11 protein-coding genes are annotated in these 19,940 nt (G+C 40.4%); all 11 read left to right on the top strand.

From position 1 onward, the window contains the following. The first annotated feature begins 172 nt into the window (after positions 1-172). The gene (locus PBAT_RS09385) at positions 173-733 is read left to right on the top strand and encodes a DUF1697 domain-containing protein (RefSeq protein ID WP_068648838.1); all 561 of its coding nucleotides are present in this window, start codon (positions 173-175) and stop codon (positions 731-733) included. A gap of 111 nt (positions 734-844) precedes the next feature. Continuing rightward, positions 845-1,267 carry a PH domain-containing protein gene (locus tag PBAT_RS09380; RefSeq protein WP_068648836.1) on the top strand — a complete coding sequence of 141 codons (423 nt, stop codon included), beginning with the start codon at positions 845-847 and terminating at the stop codon, positions 1,265-1,267. 47 nt (positions 1,268-1,314) lie between these two features. Beyond that, the gene (locus PBAT_RS09375; protein ID WP_068648833.1) at positions 1,315-2,022 is read left to right on the top strand and encodes a class I SAM-dependent methyltransferase; all 708 of its coding nucleotides are present in this window, start codon (positions 1,315-1,317) and stop codon (positions 2,020-2,022) included. A 266-nt stretch (positions 2,023-2,288) separates the two neighbouring features. Continuing rightward, positions 2,289-3,401, top strand: a complete 1,113-nt coding sequence (locus PBAT_RS09370) for a phosphodiester glycosidase family protein (RefSeq protein WP_068648831.1) — start codon at positions 2,289-2,291, stop codon at positions 3,399-3,401. Positions 3,402-3,448: 47 nt separating this feature from the next. Next, entirely contained in the window at positions 3,449-4,000 is a 552-nt protein-coding gene (locus tag PBAT_RS09365; RefSeq protein ID WP_068648829.1) for a hypothetical protein, read from the top strand. Positions 4,001-4,068: 68 nt separating this feature from the next. Further along, positions 4,069-5,850, top strand: a complete 1,782-nt coding sequence (locus tag PBAT_RS09360) for a sensor histidine kinase (protein WP_068648827.1) — start codon at positions 4,069-4,071, stop codon at positions 5,848-5,850. Further along, positions 5,850-7,184, top strand: a complete 1,335-nt coding sequence (locus PBAT_RS09355) for an ABC transporter substrate-binding protein (protein WP_068648825.1) — start codon at positions 5,850-5,852, stop codon at positions 7,182-7,184. Before PBAT_RS09360 ends, PBAT_RS09355 begins: the two co-directional genes overlap by 1 nt. Before the next feature lie 370 nt (positions 7,185-7,554). Continuing rightward, the gene (locus PBAT_RS09350) at positions 7,555-9,216 is read left to right on the top strand and encodes a response regulator transcription factor (RefSeq protein ID WP_338045676.1); all 1,662 of its coding nucleotides are present in this window, start codon (positions 7,555-7,557) and stop codon (positions 9,214-9,216) included. 203 nt (positions 9,217-9,419) lie between these two features. Beyond that, the gene (locus tag PBAT_RS09345) at positions 9,420-10,430 is read left to right on the top strand and encodes an S-layer homology domain-containing protein (RefSeq protein WP_068648821.1); all 1,011 of its coding nucleotides are present in this window, start codon (positions 9,420-9,422) and stop codon (positions 10,428-10,430) included. A gap of 222 nt (positions 10,431-10,652) precedes the next feature. Further along, positions 10,653-15,824, top strand: coding sequence for an endo-alpha-N-acetylgalactosaminidase family protein (locus PBAT_RS09340; protein WP_068648819.1), 5,172 nt, complete (start codon positions 10,653-10,655; stop codon positions 15,822-15,824). Between the two features lie 105 nt (positions 15,825-15,929). After that, positions 15,930-19,889: a family 20 glycosylhydrolase gene (locus PBAT_RS09335; RefSeq protein WP_068648817.1), complete on the top strand. Its 3,960-nt coding sequence runs from the start codon at positions 15,930-15,932 to the stop codon at positions 19,887-19,889. The last annotated feature ends 51 nt before the right edge of the window (positions 19,890-19,940 follow it).

Here is a 19,940-nt window from a genome sequence, read left to right as displayed (position 1 = left end):
GGTAAATGAGTTGATACAATTGAAGTACAGGGTGGATACCAAAGTATTGTATATCGCCCTCCCTGTTTTGTATAATTGAATTGATTTAATGTTTCAAATATAAAATCTTAAATTGGACATGGATATTCAAGGTGAAGAAGGAAAATTAGGATCTGGGTAAGGAGGGTGTCAAATAACTACGTATATCGCGTTCCTACGAGGAATTAATGTTGGTGGAAAGAATATGATTAAAATGGCAGTGTTAAAGCAAATGTTCGAAACGATGGGGTTACAATATGTTCAGACCTATATCCAAAGTGGGAATGTTTTGTTTCAATCCAATCAGCTAGAGGAGCCATTAGTCAAACAAATCGAAAATGAAATTGAAACGGTTTTTGGATTCTCAGTCAATGTGATCCTGAGAACGGCTACGGAATTGGAGCGGATTATCAATCATTGCCCGTTCTCGGAAGATGTTCTTGCGGAAGCAGAGGCAACATCTGTAGGAGAGAGTCTCTATGTCGCTATGTTGGTAGAAGTACCGGTTCAAGAAGCTATTGACGGGCTAAGCGTATATAGCAGCATTAATGATGAATATTGTGTTGAAGGGCGAGACGTCTATTTATTATTCCGTAATAGTATACGGAACTCGAAGCTTGCGAATCATTTACATAAACTTGGCGGGCCGGTGACAGTCCGCAATTGGAGAACACTAAGTAAGTTACTAGTAATGACACGGTTAATGGAAGTTTGACCGAGGGAGGAATAATATTCATTGTTTCCATTTAATGGAACCTAATATATTATTAGAAAATCATTATGCAAAATCTATGTTTCGTGGTTCAGACAAGAGGAGGGAATTCCCTTGAAATTTATTACGAAAAGAGACCTTTGGTTAATGATTACCGTGTGGTTTAGTATCGCTATATTGGCTTTTGCAAGTGTGCTTCCACTTTTGAAAGAGGGTACCAATATTATTGGTGGAATTATTTTTTTCTTATTTTCCATGGGAATGGCTGGTTTCATGGCTTGGATATGGTTGGGGATAGTCTATAAGTTATTAGAAACAGAATTGTTCATTCGGATGGGCCCGTTAACCAAATCTATATCATACGACAGCATTACTCATGTGAAGCCGGTTCGATCTTGGATGTCGAGTATGGCTACCTCTAGTCACAGAGTTGAAATTAAATACGGCAAATTTGATTTTGTTCATGTATCTCCAATAGATCAAGAAACGTTCTTAAATGAATTAAGAATTCGCTGTCCACATGTGGACATAGAATAAAGATCATTAGTTATGAATTTATTAATAAAATGAAGAGGTGTGTTTAGATGAGTAGAGCTGAGCAGAGGACTAAATTAGAGATAGAAAGAATTGTTTTTATAGGGAGGAGTTATAAGGAATATCTAGACATGTTTTCTCTATCAGAGGACGAGTTGAAAGGTAAGAAAATACTGGATTGTCCAGCAGGAGCATGTTCTTTTACAGCAATAGGTAACAAATTAGGATTAGATATTACAGCATGTGATATTGCTTATTATCACGCTCAGGAAGACTTAGTAAATAAAGGACTACAAGATATAATACATACAATGGAACACTTGGAGAACGTAAAAGAAAAGTATATATGGGATTATTTCAAGGATATAAACAGTCTCAGAAACAATCGTCAAAGCGCTTTAAATGATTGTACTAATGATATGAAAGAATTTAGTGAGCGGTACATTCCTGTAACGTTACCTATGTTACCGTTTAAAGATGGAGAATTCGATATTCTTCTATCTGCTCATTTCCTTTTTACATATGCGGAGCGCTTAGATTATGAATTTCATATAACAACGTTAAATGAGTTATTAAGAGTGACTAAAGAAGAAATTCGTATTTTTCCTTTAGTGGATTTGGAAGGGAAAAGATATGAACATTTAGATAAGTTAGTGAAATATCTAGAAGACATGGGATGCATCGTTGAAGAAGTTGACGCATCCTATGAGTTTCAGGCAAAGGCAAACGCTATGTTAAAAATAATCAAAGGGAGATAGGAAGGGGAAGGAAAAGTAAAAGATATATAAACACTCAGAAAGACATCAATGAGTGAGCACATGTCGTATGTGAATGAGAGGTCAAGATTCGGGTCACAGTTCAGGGCAACGTGTTACGTTGTCCTTTTACTCATTTATTAAGGTAAATTTAATAGTAATAGTTAAAATATTGAAACTTTGTTTCTCTTCATTACGTCTACTATAAAAGATATTACATAATTTTCTAGGGATTATCTGGAAGAGAAGACGGGGAGGCAAAGAAAGAAGTGGAACCATCATCATTACCCAAGCGTTCAACAGTGCGCCGACAGATGAAGACAAACAAAAAGAGGAAGGAAAAGTCGTTCTTCTATATATTAACTAGGGTGTTTCTGGGTGTATTTATATTGCTTATTGCTGCCGGTAGTTGGTTGTATTTTGCCCCTTCAGCTCAAAACCTACGCTATCTGATTGCAGATACTTTTATAACTACCCAACATCGTGATATGGCTAAGTATATTATTGGAGAAGATGAATTGAAGACAAGGGTGACGGAATATAATGTCCGGTTTGAGCAAATGGGAGATGAGGTAGATACACATAACATTCAACCTGTTGTGCAAGAGAAGGAAAAGCCACTAGTCGAAATTGAGAATATTACAGGTAGTGGATATACCGGATATGTCATGATCGTCAATGATCCAACGAAAGTCCGTCTAGGTATACCGAATAAAGTGGGTATCGGGGAAAAGGTATCTGATATGGTTAAGCGAACTGGAGCGATTGCTGGAGTCAATGGGGGTGGATTCGCTGATCCCAATGGGAAAGGGAACGGATTCAAGCCGATTGGTGTCGTTATTTCGCAAGGACAGCTATATTATAACGGCAGTGGGGGAAAGAAGAGCACACAGATTGTAGGTCTAGATAGATTAGGGAAAATGATTGCGGGTAATTACACGCTTAAAGAATTAACAGAACTCGGTGTTCAAGAGGCAGTTACATTCCAGCCGCGTTTGATAGTCAACGGGAAAGGTCTTATTAAGAATGCAGGCGAAGGTTGGGGGTTTGCACCAAGAACGGCTATGGGCCAACGCGCGGATGGGACGATATTATTTGTTGTCATTGATGGAAGACAGGTGGGAAGTGTAGGCGCGAACTTGTATGATGTGCAACAAATTCTACTTAAGCACGACGCTGTGATTGCAGCCAATTTGGATGGAGGATCCTCTACCGTGTTGGTAAAGGATAATGAGATTGTGAATAATCCATCGTCTCAGTATGGTGAACGATATCTTCCAACAGCTTTTTTGGTCTTTGAACATCCTGAGCAAGTCGATCTACCTAACATTTGGGAGGGACTTGAATCGAAGGATATTGATGCTGGGAAGAAGCGGAAATAAGTATTACTTATAATATAAATGTGGTTAGATATTAAGGAGGATTGTCATTGTTTAAGAAACTGCCTGGATTATGTGTAATCATCATTCTGTTGGGTTTACAGATAGCTTGTAGCACAGAATTAAAGGGGAATGAAAATCCATCCGCAAATACAAAAACAGAAGTGATTATTAATAAAAGTATGAAGAGTATTCCTTACAAACAACTCGTATATACAAAGTATTCTTCGCGTTTTACTTGGGAGTCGAGTAATGTGGAAGACCTACCAAAAGAAATAATAAAGAATTATGAAGATTATAAGAATTCAGTTCCTGGCGGATTTATTGTTAAAGAAACGCAAACAACATATTACATATGTGTGAGTATTGGAAAAAAGGAATCTGTAACAGAGGGTTTTAAGATTAAATCTTTAAGATTACCGGATGTATATACAGAGGATGATCCAACGTTAACAATCGAGGTAATTCCAGTGAGTAATGAAAATAATTCGGATAAAGAAATGAAAGGGCAAGTCTCTGTAAGGGCCCTTATTAGTGTGTCGAAGGAAGATTTGCCAGACGGTGTCATTATCAATGCAATCAGTATGAGTTTGGAAGACTGACAAAAGGGACTGCATCCAAGTAGGAGACACGATGACGTTGCCACATTCCTGCGAATCAAGGAGCCATTATGCATAAAAAATTGCGTATGTCCACGATATTAAGATCGTTTATTATTTTAGTTGTTATCGTACCGGTTATTTTGATCTGCACGTTCATATTAAACATATATGAAAGAGATATTCTCCAGCAAAATACGGGGCGATCCTTACAGACATCACAAGCAGTTGCTTATTCCGTAAGTCAGGAAATCAATCGGATGGAAGGTTTGTTCGCTTCGATCAGCTTGGATCAGGATGTGAAATTAGCGATATCTGATGTACATAATAAGAGTGGTTTTGAGAAACAATTAGCCAATAATAAGTTGGAAGTTGTGATAGAAAAGTATACAGCATCCGTTTCGGGCCGTGTTCTTTCGGTCAACTTTCTTTTTGATAATGGAGTAACATATTCCTATTTGAAAAACTTAATGAATGAACAGACCTTGATTCGTCAACAAGCGTGGTACAGTGAAACCCTAAGAACACCTGATATTGCGAATTTCCTGGGCATGTTACCCAATGCAATTTACGGTAATTATAGTCCATATATGATGGCTACTGCCTTCTCTCCCAGTGATACCAATCAAATGAATAAACTGGAGATGATCCTGTTTACATTTGAAAGTGGCACATTCGATCCGATCCTGCAATCACGTGATAATTCGGAATCAGTTCTACATATTGTAAATGAGAATGGTGAAATTATCGCATCAAATACAATTACGACTAGAGGAAATTTGATCCCGTATAAATTGCGTACAGAAATTGGACGAGATGTTAAAGGCTCTTTCATTGGTGATATAGAGAATAGCAAGGAATTGATGACTTATGCTAAAGTAAAAAATACAAATTGGTATATCGTACAAATTATTCCATATTCGGATTTGATGGGAAATTACAGGAATGTTAATTCAATTGTATGGATTCTTGCGATTTTGATCATTTCGTCTTTTGTACTCATTTCCTTTTATTTTGTATCCATTGTCACCAAGCCAATCCGTGAATTGGTTCGTGTTACCGAAGGAGACTTAAAGAGCAGGTATACGGGTTCAGGAAGCTTGGAAATGGTAAGCTTAGGCCAATCCTTTAATCTGATGACTGATCAGGTTCAGGAGTTAATTGATCAGCATAAGAGGCAAGAGGTAGAGAAGCGAAAAGCAGAGTTTGCCGCGCTTCAGTCTCAAATTAACCCCCATTTTCTGATCAATACTTTAAATACTATCAAATACATGGCTCTAATCAGCAAAGCGGATAACATTCGAAATATGACACATGCGCTAACTAATTTATTGGCCTCCTCATTTAATAGGGGGGGACTACTCACAACAATAGCGGAAGAAGTTGAACACTTAAAGCATTACCTCTATATTATGGAGATACGTTTTGGTAGACCTATTCAGTTGGAATGGGATATAGATAGTGAACTTTCTAAGCATTATTTGTTGAAGCTATTGATACAACCGATTCTGGAAAATAGTATTATTCATGGTTTGAAAGAAGTGAATTATCCAGGAAGAATAGATATTATCATTAAAACGGAAGAAGAAGATTTGATCATTACTATTTCAGATAATGGAGCAGGTATGCCAGAAGATGCGATGACTGAGTCTGATGATAGCACACCTATTTATAAATTTAGTGGTATGGGAAATAGGAACGTGCATAGACGGATTCAATTGCACTATGGCGAACGTTACGGATTGCAATATGAGCCTAATTATCCTCAGGGAACAAAGGTGAGGATTCGATTGCCTTTGATTATTGTACCGGATGATGAAGAACTGGCCAATAATACGAGGGAGATATCCTGATGAAAATGAGAGTAGGGACAGGTTCCGCCTTAATTGTTATCCTTATTGTTATAGGTTTTCTTGCAGTATACATCGGATATAAGCGATTCGAAATGATAAATAGCGTTCAAATGCTGCAATCCAAACAAGTATCTAATCTTAATCAACCAGTGAAAATTAAATTTGGAATCTGGGAAACGAAGACAGATATCGAGTTTTGGACGAAAAAAGTAAGAGAATATTCCGATATTAAACCGAATGTAACGGTTCAAGTAGAAATGATTCCAGATAATAGCGGACAATATCTGAAGGTGCGTTTGGCTGTAAGTGATTTGCCAGATGTATTCTACTTGAAGGCTACGCATCTACCGACGTATCAAAGCTCTCTTCAGCCATTAGATAAATTGAATGCGACTAGCAGAAATAGATACCCCGCAGAGTTGGATGGTGAAATACTTGGTTTACCGCTTGTTTCTTTCACTGAATACGTCTATTATCATCCGAGTATTTTTCAGGAGGTAGGCGTTGAGGTACCTCAAACACTTTCCGAGTTTATGAGTGTGCTTGAGAAAATTAAATCGCATGGGAAATATATACCCATCGCGATAGGTGGTAAAGATGACTGGACCTTTTATCCTTTTATGGAATTTGGTCCCCCAATGTTAAAGGGAGATGAGAATTATTTATCAAACATCTCAAATATGAAAGAGCCCTTCGGGGAGGGATCAGCATTTGAAGAGGCTGCGAATATACTCAAAAAGATCGGAGACAATCAACTTGCCGGATCTGATGCGCTTGGAATCGGTTTTGATCAGGCTACGCAATTGTTCCAATATAATCAAGCGGCAATGATTGCAATAGGGCAATGGTATTATTCTGATCATATCTCTAAAGTAGGCACTGATAAGGATTTAGATGCATTCGCCTTACCTTGGAGAGCCTCGCGAGAAGAACGATTACAAGCTGTTACAATACCCGATCAGTATATGGCCATTAATAAAAACTCCCAGAACACCGAAGAAGCGACAGCTTTCCTAGAATGGGTGTTTAGTCCCACTGTTTATCAGTCGTATATTCTCAATTCACAGAACTCGTCAACCCTAACGGATGTATCCTCTAGTCCCGCATTCTTTAATAAAGTTAACAATAAACATCCTTTCGAACCTTTTATGTATGATGGCATATCTCAGAAATTTGCGATCATTAAGAAAGCAGCTCATTACGATGAGAAGAAAATGGCACAAGAAATTTTTGCTGGTGCATCGGTAGAGGATATTCAAAAAAGAATGAATGAAAATTGGAGTAAGGCACTACAATCCATAGATATTCACATTCCAACATTGTTTGACAAATAATATCATTAAGACTGAATGCTACAGTTCCCCTTGATTATAAGAAGCCCATTGGTCAAAACCTCTAACGATTTCGTCTGAGGCTTTGACCGATGGGCTTCTTTCATTTATTTTCGTCCGGCTAACAGCCTCTTAAATGGACGATATGATCATTCGATATGGCTAATAATATGTCGTAAGTTGTAGGCATTTGAACAAGTTGAAGGGGGCATGGATACTGCTAAAGTACTCGAAAAATACGTCTATTTGTCGCACCTTGAAAACCCCGAAATCCCGCTAATTTAAAGGCGTGAAGACGTATTGTTAAAGAAAAATAGGTGTGATAGAATTCGTATCAAATCTGTTACCAAATATCATAAATAAATATTATTAGCTGATATTAAAGGGGGGGGTAATTACGAAATTTCAAACTATTATCGTTGATGATGAACCTTTGGCAAGATTAGCACTTCGGGAGTATATTCTATTAACTTCAACTGACATTGAAGTTGTGGGAGAGGCGTGTAATGGGGAAGAAGCATTAACCTTTCTTCAGGAACATCAGGAAATTGATATTATACTAGCCGATATTCAAATGCCGCGGATGAATGGGGTGGAACTTCTCACAGCCATTCGTAAATTATCATATTCTCGAGAGCCATTGATCATTATGCTTAGCGCATATAATGATTACGCTTACGTGAGAGACTCATTTGTTCTTGGTGCATTCGATTATATGCTGAAAGCAAAATTAGACGAGGCTTATATTACGCCAGTGCTGCAAAAGACAGTAGAGGAATTGAAGAGGCGACAAAGAGCCTCTGTATCTGTACCTTCACTGAATGAAGATGAAGCTGTCTGTTCTATGTTGCACCGGCTTGCAGTGTCAGATAGCACTGATTTCAGAGATTATGAAAAAAATGAAGATTTGAAACAGGGATTGAATTTCGTGAGGAAACATATGGGGGAGAAAAATCAAGGAGTAGCCCTCATTAGACTATCTAAGACTATACAATTCGAGCATATCCACAGAAACATTTCACAGACTATTCTGACCGTTTTGAATAAGGACAAACATGTGAGGAACTGCTTTGTTTGTCGACATGATGACCGGCATTACATTTTGTTTTTCTCGTTTCCAGAGCAACGAAGTATGATGGCAATGCGTAGCCTAACCCATTCAATTTTGACGGATGTGAACATTAGGCTTCGTCAGTTCCTGAATTTGAATCTATCTATCGGTATTAGTGATATCGCAAATGGCTTCACGCAGTGGAATCGTCTGTTCCAACAAGCTGAAAGGCTCTCTGCCCTCAGCTACTATAATGGGTACGACTTTTTATTTTATCCTGAAGCAGAACGACCAATAAATATGCAAACAGAAGATTGGAAGGAAGAGTGGTCTCTCTTCAAGTCGGAACTACTGCAAGCGTTAAAGGAAGATAACAATACGCTTTGGAAACAACAGATGCAGCATGGTTTCCAGCGGCTCGCCGAGAGTTTTCCCTCATCGCCTGATCAGATCAAATCCGCTTTGAGCGACCTAATCTGGAAGGCAGGATCATTAATTTATCAGAAAGGTATGTTTTCGGAAAAGCTCAACGAAAGATTTCCTTTTCCGTTTGAACAAGTTCGCCAACTGGAGACGTTGGAAGAGACAGTTCAATGGGTAGAGAAATATTTAAATACTCTTTATGAAGAACTACATCCCAAACGCGAGAACTCTGTTGCCATGCTAAGCCCTGTTGTTGCTAAAGCAAAAGCAATACTGGAAGAAAGTTATTATGAAGAGATTCTGTTATCGAATATAAGCGAGATTGTTGGTGTTAGTGAAAGTTATCTCAGTAAGCAATTCGCTAAAGAAATCGGTATTAACTTCATTCCATTTTTGACAAACTTAAGGATTAAAAAGGCAAAAGAAGGACTGGAGAACGGGTTGAAAATTTATGACGTGGCCGAGAAAGTAGGGTACGTCAACACGGAACATTTCAGCCGGATATTCAAAAAAGTGACGGGACTTAGTCCGTTAGCCTATCGTAAAGCGTTTGAAAGATAAATGCGCGTAACGCCTAAAGTATTTAAAATTCAAATCAAAAATGATCATTGTTACTTCAAAATAAATCATGTGTATCCTCTTCGATTGTTTGTATCATAAAAGAATAAGTCACCAGGGGGAGGTTAGGATATGGGTGGGTCTTTAATTTTAACTAAGTCTTTCATGCCAATCTCAGGTGTAAAATTAGAAGGGAAGGTTAGTAAATGAAACGTAAAATGATGATGAGCACATTGATTTGTATGCTTTGTACGATGGTATGGATCACAACAATCAATGCGGAAGCAGTATCGGATTTTTCTATGAATACGTCTGATATAGAATCAGTGAATGGGCAATTTACGATTACATTGAATGGGAAAAATATTAAGGATTTATACGCATATGAAGCTAAATTTAACTTTGACCCCAACTTGATGGAGGTAGTTAAAGCAGAAACAACAATCAAAGGTTTTTCTGTATCTCCAGTAATCAAGGGTAACGTGGTTACCATTGCACACACCAAGATAGGAAATGTGGATGGACAAAAAGGAAACATGGATATTACAAAGATTACTTTTAAAGCGAAAAAAGCGGGGTCCTCTGCAGTGAAATGGACATCGTTCAGAATATTGGATCACAATTTGAAAGATCAGAGCTTTACACTGGATAAATCTGCGACATTCACAAGAATATTCAGTGATATTGCAGGTCATTGGGCGAAAGCGAATATTATGGAGATGGTGACTAAAGGTGTCGTAACAGGAGTAGATAACGATCACTTTGCTCCAAATAAAAATGTAACACGGGCAGAGTTTGCTGCTTTGATATCTCGAGCATTAAAACTTAAGGAAGGTACTAAACAACCGTTTGGCGATGTTAAGGCTGGTGCTTGGTATTACGACACCCTAAAGAGTGCCTATGATGCAGGTATCATTACTGGGATTTCCAGTAACGTATTCGCTCCGAACAAGAGTATTACACGTGAGGAAATGACAACAATGCTGATGCGAGCGAAATCATATACCACGGGAACAAAAGTGGAAGCGCTTCCAAACTTTTCGTTAAAGAAATTTAATGACGAAGGCAAGATTAGCGAATGGGCAAAAGGCTCTGTAGGCTTCGCCATCTCTTCGGGTTTAATGGAGGGTAGATCAGGAAGTTTGTTCGCTCCTAAGGAACATGCAACTAGAGCAGAGGCTGCTGTTGTAATTAAGAGATTACTAGCAGGGTCCTAGTGTAACGATAATTGTAGAGGGAAATTAATTATTGCATTGGAAGTGATGTATGGGTAGGAGCGTAATCGTCATCAAATTGAAGGTGATTACATGACGTCTACCTAACATTACAAAGTCCAATGCACCTCTTCAAGTACACTTTTATCTGATTATAACACTGTGTTTAGTGTGTTTAGGTTGAGATGAAGTAGTATTTACATCAAAAAAAGGTGGGGTATAAAAATGAAGAAAAGCTTTAAATCACTTAGTATTCTATTAACGATGATACTAGGATTGCAATTATGTATACCTCCGGCAGAAATATTCGCTGCTGAACAAGATGGGGCTTACTTTAAGGATTACAATGATGGCATCATTAGCGGATGGGCTACAGGCAAGGGAACAGCAGCTACATTCACTGCGGATAACGGCGCCGTCAAGGCAGTTACTACAGGTGCTGTTATTCTATTCGATCAAGAATCTCCACAATTTGCGAATGGTGACTATGAAGTGAAGTTGAAGTTTAATAATGAAGCACCATCACGATTTGGACTCGTATATCGATATGTTGACAGCAATAACTATAATGTTATCCAATACGACACGAACAGCTGGGGCTGGGACGCAGTGAAGAATGGGACTGAGACATACGGTAACCTTGTTTCTACAGGCAGTCCAACATTTGTAGCGGGTCAACAGTACACTTTCAAGCTTCATTATGAGAAAGATACCGTACAGCTGTCGATTGACGGTAACAGTATCCTTACAGCAAGCTTACCAAGCGTGCCAACTAATGCTGGTAAGATAGGACTTCGCAGTTGGTTCGCTAATAAAAATTTCACGATCGATGATCTTAAAGTGAAGGAAGTAATAACGAGTACAGTTACGCCTAAGCCAATTACAATCACGGATACACTGGCCTCGGATCAATTGACCGTTGAAATTGACAAAGAATTTCCACGCGTGAAGAAATATAGCTGGAAAAGCACGGGTGCAGAAATAAACGGTCAGCTAAACGGTATTAATGAATTGAAAATCAATGGAAAATCATATTACCCATCTGCAACTACTTTTGTGAAAACCGCAGCAACCGCATCTAAAGGAGAAACTGCGGCTTATACACTGCAGCTTCCAGAGATTAATGTAAATTTAGGTGTAGAGTTGCAATTAAAGGCAAACATCCTTCATTTCAACATCGTAAGTATTCAAGAAAATGGAACAGAGAAAGTGAAAACGATTGAATTCCCGAATCATGACCTAGTATCGGTTCTTGCCAATGAGCCAAAAGCTCAAGAGACGGCCGCTTTGGCAACGGGTGCTTGGAACACCATTAGCGAGGAATATACCGATATCAAAGCAGCTGCAACAGCAGATCTTAGTGGCGGTAGAACGTATGCATTTCTTAATAATGATAAATTAGCAGCAACTATGGTCACGAACGTTGTGAATGCCAGTGATAAAGTACGTGTGAAAGTATCAACGGATACGACAATTAGTACGAAGAAGGCTACGCTCTCAGGCGGTAGTTGGACGTATCGTGGCAGCACGGTGCTAGATCCTGAACCATTGCCGTCGGCAGAAGTTATTATAACACCAGATGCTAACAATGATAGCGTCGTGGATTGGCAAGATGGTGCAATCATGTATCGCCAGAACGCTGAGGCACCTTATGGAAGCGAAATGATTCGCGACAATATATCGTATATTAGTATGAATATTGGATCAACAACATCATCGCCTTTCCTTCGTGCTTTTGATAATGCGAAGAAAATTTCGAATCTAACCGATGGTTTCGGACAGATTGTATTGTACAAAGGGTATCAAGCCGAAGGCCATGATGATTCTCATCCGGATTTCGGTGGTCATATCGGTATTCGGCAGGGTGGAATTGAAGATTTCAACTATGTTCTAAGTGAAGGTAAAAAGTATAACATCCGTGGAGGCGTTCATATTAACGCGACGGAATATATGCTTGACGCTTATGAAACAAAAATGGAAAACATGAATCAACCTTTGTCCAAAGGATGGGGATGGCTCGATCAAGCCTTCTATGTAAATCAGACTAAAGATGTAGAATCAGGAGAGCTTAAACGTCGTCTTGATATGCTGAAGGCTGATACGGGAGACAATTTATCTTTTGTATACGTAGATGTCTACAGTGGTGCTGACTACAATGCGAAGAAACTTTCAGATTATATTAATGGAAATGGGTGGATGTTAGGTACGGAATTTGCAGGTCCATTACATGAGCAAGCAGCTTGGGTACATTGGGGAACGGATCCTGGGTATCCAAACCAAGGAAACAGCAGCCAAATCATCCGATTCCTTCGTAACGATGTGGTTGACGGATTCCTAAGTACTCCCTTGTTGAAAGGAAATAAGCAGGTCGGAGTTGGTTATTGGCAAAGTAGTTCACTTTTCTCAAGTTATAAAGAAACAACAGCGGCATTCTTTAATCAGAACTTGCCAACGAAATATATGCAGCATTTCCCTATTATAAAAATGACCAATAATCGCGTTGATTTCGAGAACAACGTAGTCGTACAACGCGGTCAAGACGGAAAAATTCATCTAAGCAAAGATAGCAAAGATATCGCGATTATGACAGACAGCAGTGAAATCAGCAATAGTACAGTCTTTATTCCATGGAGTCCTGAAGATGAAGAGAAAATCTATCATTGGAATCCTGCGGGCGGTTCAACGACTTGGTCACTTCCGAATTCATGGAGCAGTGTTACAACGGCACAGCTGTATAAGTTAACGGATCTCGGTCGCGAGCATGTAGGAAGTGTTCCAGTATCTAACGGGCAAGTAACGATTACAGCGGAAAAAGGCATGGGTTACGCACTTTACAAAACGACAGCGCCAGATGCAGATGCGATGGAATGGGGCGAGGGTAGCTCAGTTAAAGATAACGGCTTTGATAGCCAAAGCTTCGATGTTTGGAAGAAATCATCGACAGCTAATTCTACCGATCATGTTCAATTTGTTAAAAATAACAACGCGGACGATTTACTTCAGGTGAAAGGTCCGAGTGATGCAACGATTCAACAGGTTATTACAGGGCTTGAGCCTGGCAAAACGTATTCCGCTTCCGTATGGGTGAACGTGGACGGAGAACGTAAAGTTGAGATCGGTGTGAAGCAAGGTGATACTGACGTCAATAACTATTTGGAAGATACAAAGCATCCTTATCTTTCCCAACAACACAAATATTTCAACACGAGTTACCAACGTATTAATGTTTCCTTTGATGCTGTAAGCAGCACGGCGACCTTGTATTTGAAAGTAGCGCAAGGTACTTCGACAGTATTGTTAGACGATGTACGCGTCTGGGAGAATCCAACGAAGACAGACGCTGGAGATTCTGTATTGTATGAAGACTTTGAGAATGTTGATGAGGGATGGGGACCATTTGTCTATTCGAAAACAGGTCCAGTAAGAACTCATTTGGTTGAAAAAGGCGGAAATCAGATTCAAACCTATGTACTAGATGGTAAATGGTCCCTCAAAACGAATGAGGAGGGAACAGGCGAATGGTTAAGAACATTGCCACAGACTCTTCGGATGAAAGAGGATAACCTTTATCATTTGACCATGAAATACAACTCTGACGAACAAGATATGTATACGGCGGCTATTCGTGTTAAAGAGAATGGTGTCGTACGTGACTTGGCTTCGCAGAAACTAAACAATGGGGTAAATACCCTAGATCTATCATTCTCAACGGAAGGTGCAGAGGATGCTTATCTAGCGATTATCAAAAATTCATTAAATAATGCGAAAGAATTAACAGGTACGCTCGTCATCGATGACATTCGTGTGGATGATGAAGGTCCGATCGTTCCTACCGAAGGAGTTCTCGTAAAGAGTGTGACATTCACACCACAATCACTAGATTTGAATAAAGGTCAATCCGCGGAGATCAAGGCTCTTGTTGGACCAGCAAATGCATTTAATCGTTCCTTAGAATGGCGTTCTGACCATCCTGAGATCGTATCTGTGGATCAAACGGGAAAAGTAACTGCGCACAAGACGGGTTCAGCTATCGTTACGGCTACTACGAAAGATGGAAGTCAATTAAGTGCTTCCGCTACGATAAATGTTCATGGACAGAATACACTCATTCCACAATCCCAAATGACCGTTACAGCATCGACCTATCAGCCTGGTGATGAACCTTCAAATGCGATTGATGGTGATCCAGCGACGATATGGCATACGAAATGGAGTCCTGCTCATTTACCTGAATCCATTACACTGAATCTTGGAGGCAATTATTCGGTAAATCAATTGGATTATAAGCCAAGAGTAGGCGCTTCGAATGGCACAATTACTAAATACAACTTGTACGCAAGCACAGATGGCGTAAATTACACATTGGTAACGAGCGGCTCATGGGCTCAAGATGATAAGGTCAAAACGACTCGATTTGGAGTAACAACAGCATCGTATATCAGATTGGAAGCAACGGCAGGTGTAGGTAATTTTGCATCTGCAGCAGAGATTAATGTGTACGAAGAGTTAGGTGATGCAGAAACAACGGCTGTGACAGGTGTTGCGCTAGATAAAGCGACAGTTACGCTTAAGGAAGGTGAAACGACGGAGCTCACTGCATCAATTCTGCCTGTATATGCGACGAACAAAGATGTAACATGGGCCAGCAGCAACGAAGCAATTGCTTCGGTAGTCAAGGAGGATGGTCGTGTTATCGTAATGGGATTGACTGTTGGTACAGCAGATGTAACCGTAACGACAGTTGATGGAGGATTCGTTGCAACTAGCCGGATTACTGTTGAAAAGGCAGATAGTGAGTTGTATCCGACTACGAATTTATCAGCTCCTAGTAGTGTAGTTAGTGAAGCGGAATTCGAAGTTAAGTTAGGGTTACAGAATATTACGCAGAACATCTACGCGCAAGATATTGAGCTCGATTACAATTCGGATGTTATGGAGTTCATAGGTGCTAACTCTTTGATTCCAGGAGTGAAAATCGTAGAGACAGTGAACAGTCCAGCAGGTAAACTTCGTTTCCTTATCGTTAGTGAAGGTGAAGCGAACGCGGTAACAGGTAATGCGGATGTTCTTGCTCTGACTTTCAAAGCGAAGAAAGTAACGGGATCAGTAATTGGTACGATTTCGGTAACTAAAGCGGACATAGCTAATGGTCAAGGGGAAGAATCGATAGCGGCTGTTTCCAACATTGAGATTGAGATCGCTACGACACCGATTATCTCAGGCGATATTAATAACGATGGTAAAGTAAGTATCGGTGATCTTGCAATCATCGCAGCGAATTATGGTAAGACAGCATCCAGTCCGGATTGGCAGCAAGTGAAGAAAGCGGATGTGGATGGCGATGGCGAGATTGGTCTGAAGGATCTGGTTATTGTAGCTAAGAAAATAGTTGAATAAGTAATGCTAACCAGACTAGGCCCATCATGTCACTTTGTTCCATCACATGAGGGTCTAGTCTTTCTCATTTAATCGTAACTTATTAAAATTCGAGGTGATTAAATATTGAGGAAATTAATTAGTCTCATCTGTATTTTCTTCTTGACACTATCTACGATTCCAATGAACTCCGTAGAAGCTGCGGAAGTAACTGTTAATGCCAAGCCAAAGGTTATTCCGAGTCTGCAAGAGTGGACAGGGGAAACCGGATCATTCACTTTGACATCTAGTTCTCGGATTGTGCTAGACATGGATAATATGCTGGCTTCGACTGCATCGGTATTTCAAGCCGATCTGAAAGAAATGACAGGAAGACATATTCCGATCATAAAAGGAAATTCTGCGGTAAAGGGTGATTTCCTACTTACAAAGAATCCGACAGCTGAGGGTACGATTGGTGATGAAGGCTACTTCTTCGAAGTAGGGGATTACGTGAAGATTCGCGCGAATACGACTACCGGCGTGTTCTATGGCACAAGGACTGCCTTACAAATTTTAGAGCAGGACCCTTTAAAGTCGAACATCGTTAAAGGGGTCGCAAAGGACTTTCCTAAATATCAAGAGCGCGGATTTATGCTGGATGTAGCACGCAAGTTTATTCCCATGAGTGATCTCAAGGAATACGTGAAATTTATGTCTTACTATAAAATGAACGATTTCCAAATACATCTGTCCGATAATGAAATTTTCTCGGACAATAGCAGAGAGAATTGGAGTAAATACGCTGCATTTCGTCTGGAAAGCACAAAATATCCAGAATTGACCGCCAAGGATGGACATTATACGAAACAAGAGTTTCGTGAGCTTCAAGATCTTGCAGCAGTTCGAGGGTTAAATATAACGCCAGAATTCGAATCGCCTGCACATGCATTACCTTTTACGAAAGTGAGACCGGATCTGGTAAAGGATAATTTACCTGTAGATCACCTCGACATTACACGCCAAGAAACGATCGACTTTGTGAAGGATGTATGGAGCGAATATTTGGATGGTAATTGGTTCGATTCAGAGACAATTCATTTCGGTGCAGATGAATTTGATCGCAATGACAGAACGAACTTTGATGTATACAGACAATATCTGAATCAAATGAATGCGTTTATTAAGAGTAAAGGTAAAAAGGCTCAAATGTGGGGTAGCTTAACGAATTTCCCTGGGCCGACGGCAGTTGATACGGATATTGTCATCAATGCTTGGAATAATGGATGGCAAAATCCAAAGGATGCAGTCGCACAAGGATATAAAATTATTAATACGGTGGATGGCTACCTCTACATCGTGCCAAAAGCAGGCTATTACTACGATTATTTGAATAAGAAATTTCTGTATGAGAACTGGACACCTACTTATTTCGGTGGAAACAATAATTTGCAGGAAGGGGAACCGAACTTACTAGGCGGAATGTTTGCAGTATGGAACGATAAACTTGGCAAGAAAGTAAGCGCTGCTGATATCCATGATCGAGTGAAGGAGGCGATGCCTGTTCTAGCAGAAAAAATGTGGAGAGGACAATCAAGTGACTCTACATTTGCTGAATTCGATAAACTTAGCAGTCTGCTTGGTGTAGGGCCTGGCGTCAATCTTTTCCATGAGGTCGAGTCAGTAGGAGAGGTAGTAGCTGATTATCCTTTTGAAGAAGGTGCAGCTAATACGACAGCAGATCGATCTGGAAATGCCTATGATGGTACCTTGAATGGTGTGTCATGGACTGAAGCAGGAGTAGCTGGTAAAGCGGTCGTGTTCGACGGACGCGCAGACCATATTACGACAGGTTTAACGACGAAGGGCTTCCCATGGACAGCCGCTGCTTGGGTGAAGTTAGATGAAGGCTCGAATTCAGAAGAAGCTGTACTTATGGAATCACAGTATGGTGCGCTTAAGCTGAAGCAAAAGGGTAGCAACAACGCAGGGTTTTCACGGGAAGGCTTTGATTTCAATTTCAGTGCGGCTATTCCGACAGGACGCTGGGTACATGTTGCGTTCCAAGGGGATCTAACAGGTACCTCCTTATATGTAGATGGGGAACTAAAAAGTAAGTTAACCGAAACGACGTTGCTTCCTTCCGCAATGATCGGAAGTGAGACGAAATCCTTCATAGGGATGTTGGATGAATTCAAGATATACGATCGCATATTGACAGGCAAGGAGATTGCTATAGCAGCAGGTTCTCCGACTTGGACGGTCAATATTGCGGCTCATAAAGCTGCAACAGCTTCCTCTCTTGAAGTAAGTCAATTCTCAGCTAACTTAGCTTTTGATGAGGATGAATCTAAAACATCTCGTTGGTCCTCAGGAACTACGGACAACGAGTGGATCTATGTTGATCTGGGAAAAAGTTATGACATCAAAAAAGTCATTCTGAAGTGGGAAGCATCCTATGCAACGGGTTATAAGATTCAAGTCTCGGACGATGCGCAAACTTGGCGTGATGTGTACTCGACGAACTCGGGCGTTGGGGGTGTAGAGGTCATAAGCTTCAAGGCTGTTGAAAATGCACAATACGTGCGAATGTTGGGGATCAAACGCAATGGAACTTACGGGTATTCCTTGTATGAATTCGAGGTTTATCCAGCTAACCCGAATGATGTAACCCCTGTTGAGCCTCCCGTAAGATATTCACGAAACTTCGAAGATAACTCACTGAGCGGATGGGAACAAATTACAGGCGGAAATATTGGAAGTATGTCCATTGTGGATGGGCCGGGGAATACAAGCCAGCATGCGATGCAACTGACTGCGAATGGCGTTAGCAACGTATTTGCAGATCTAAATTCCCCGAGTATTAAAGATGGTGCAATTGAATTTAAAGTCACACCGCAAAGCACGGCCATACGTGAAGGTATTATTTTCCGATATGCGGATAAGAATTCATGGGCCTCAATTGGCTTCGATAATGGTTCGTGGTATTGGGTGAATGCACAAGATAGCTACGGTTTGCTGACGAATAACGCTGCGGCTGCGCTGCGCAAAGATGTAACTTCGACGGTTAAAGTCGTGTTTGAAGGCAGCAAAATTACGCTCATTGTAAATGGAACGACTTATTATGATGGTGCTTTACCCAATTTACCTACTGAAGCGGGCAAAATGGGAGCTAGAGTATTTGGTACGTCAGTGGCGATCTTTGATGATATCCTGTACGCCAATAATGTGGATGAAATCCAAGTAACAGGCGTTAAGTTAGATAAGGGCACCGTCAGTTTGCAAGAAGGAGAAACGATGGAGTTGGTTGCAACCGTAGTACCAGGAGCTGCAACGAATAAAGGAGTATCATGGGCAAGCAGCGATGAATCGGTGGCTAAGATTGAGTTAGTGAAGGGTAAGGCAGTTGTTACGGCTATTAAAGAAGGAAATGCCGACATTACGGTTACTACCCAAGTTGGAGGTTTCACAGCAGTCAGTAAAATAACGGTTGTTCCAGCGACAGCGAAATCGGTATCCACAACTTTAACTGCACCAAGTGCAGTTAGCTATGGGGAGGACTTTACTGTTAACTACGGTCTTCGGAGTGTAGTCGGCTCTGTGTATGCACAGGACATTACAATTCAATATAATGCAACCCTTATGGAGTACGTATCAGCAGACTCGTTGGTTGCTGGTATTGGTATTATCGAAACAAAGGAAAGTCCGGGTTCCTTACGTTTGATCCTTGCTAGTCAAGGCGGAGAGTACGGGATTACAGATCAGGCCGTAATCGCGGCGCTAACCTTTAAGGCGAAACAAGGAGATCAACCGACTATTGGTGTAATTACGGTTGTAAAGGCCACTATCGGTGACGGGGACGGGGTTGAAACAGAGGCGGCTACTTCCTCCGTTCAAATTATGTTCGAATCTGAACCTGTGGAAATGTCACCAGATATTAACGGCGATGGCAAGGTGAGTGTTGGCGATCTTGCAATTGTAGCTGCGAATTACGGCAAAACTTCTGCCGATTCGGATTGGAATCAAGCGAAGCGGGCAGATGTGAACGGCGATGGCAAGATTGATATAACGGATCTTGCAATCATTGCTCAAAAAATACTGGAGTAGTTAATCTGTTGTAAAAGGCTGAAAAGACAAGATACATGATAATTCATTATG

The sequence above is a fragment of the Paenibacillus antarcticus genome, from assembly GCF_001637225.1.
Lineage (GTDB): Bacteria > Bacillota > Bacilli > Paenibacillales > Paenibacillaceae > Paenibacillus_AQ > Paenibacillus_AQ antarcticus.
This window is presented reverse-complemented; position numbering and strand designations above follow the sequence as displayed.

What these genes read in the sequence shown, in the direction of transcription:
- PBAT_RS09375 (WP_068648833.1), top strand. Translation starts at nt 1,315, where the DNA reads ATGAGTAGAGCTGAGCAGAGGACTAAATTAGAGATAGAAAGAATTGTT.
- PBAT_RS09360 (WP_068648827.1), top strand. Translation starts at nt 4,069, where the DNA reads ATGCATAAAAAATTGCGTATGTCCACGATATTAAGATCGTTTATTATT.
- PBAT_RS09355 (WP_068648825.1), top strand. Translation starts at nt 5,850, where the DNA reads ATGAAAATGAGAGTAGGGACAGGTTCCGCCTTAATTGTTATCCTTATT.
- PBAT_RS09345 (WP_068648821.1), top strand. Translation starts at nt 9,420, where the DNA reads ATGAAACGTAAAATGATGATGAGCACATTGATTTGTATGCTTTGTACG.
- PBAT_RS09340 (WP_068648819.1), top strand. Translation starts at nt 10,653, where the DNA reads ATGAAGAAAAGCTTTAAATCACTTAGTATTCTATTAACGATGATACTA.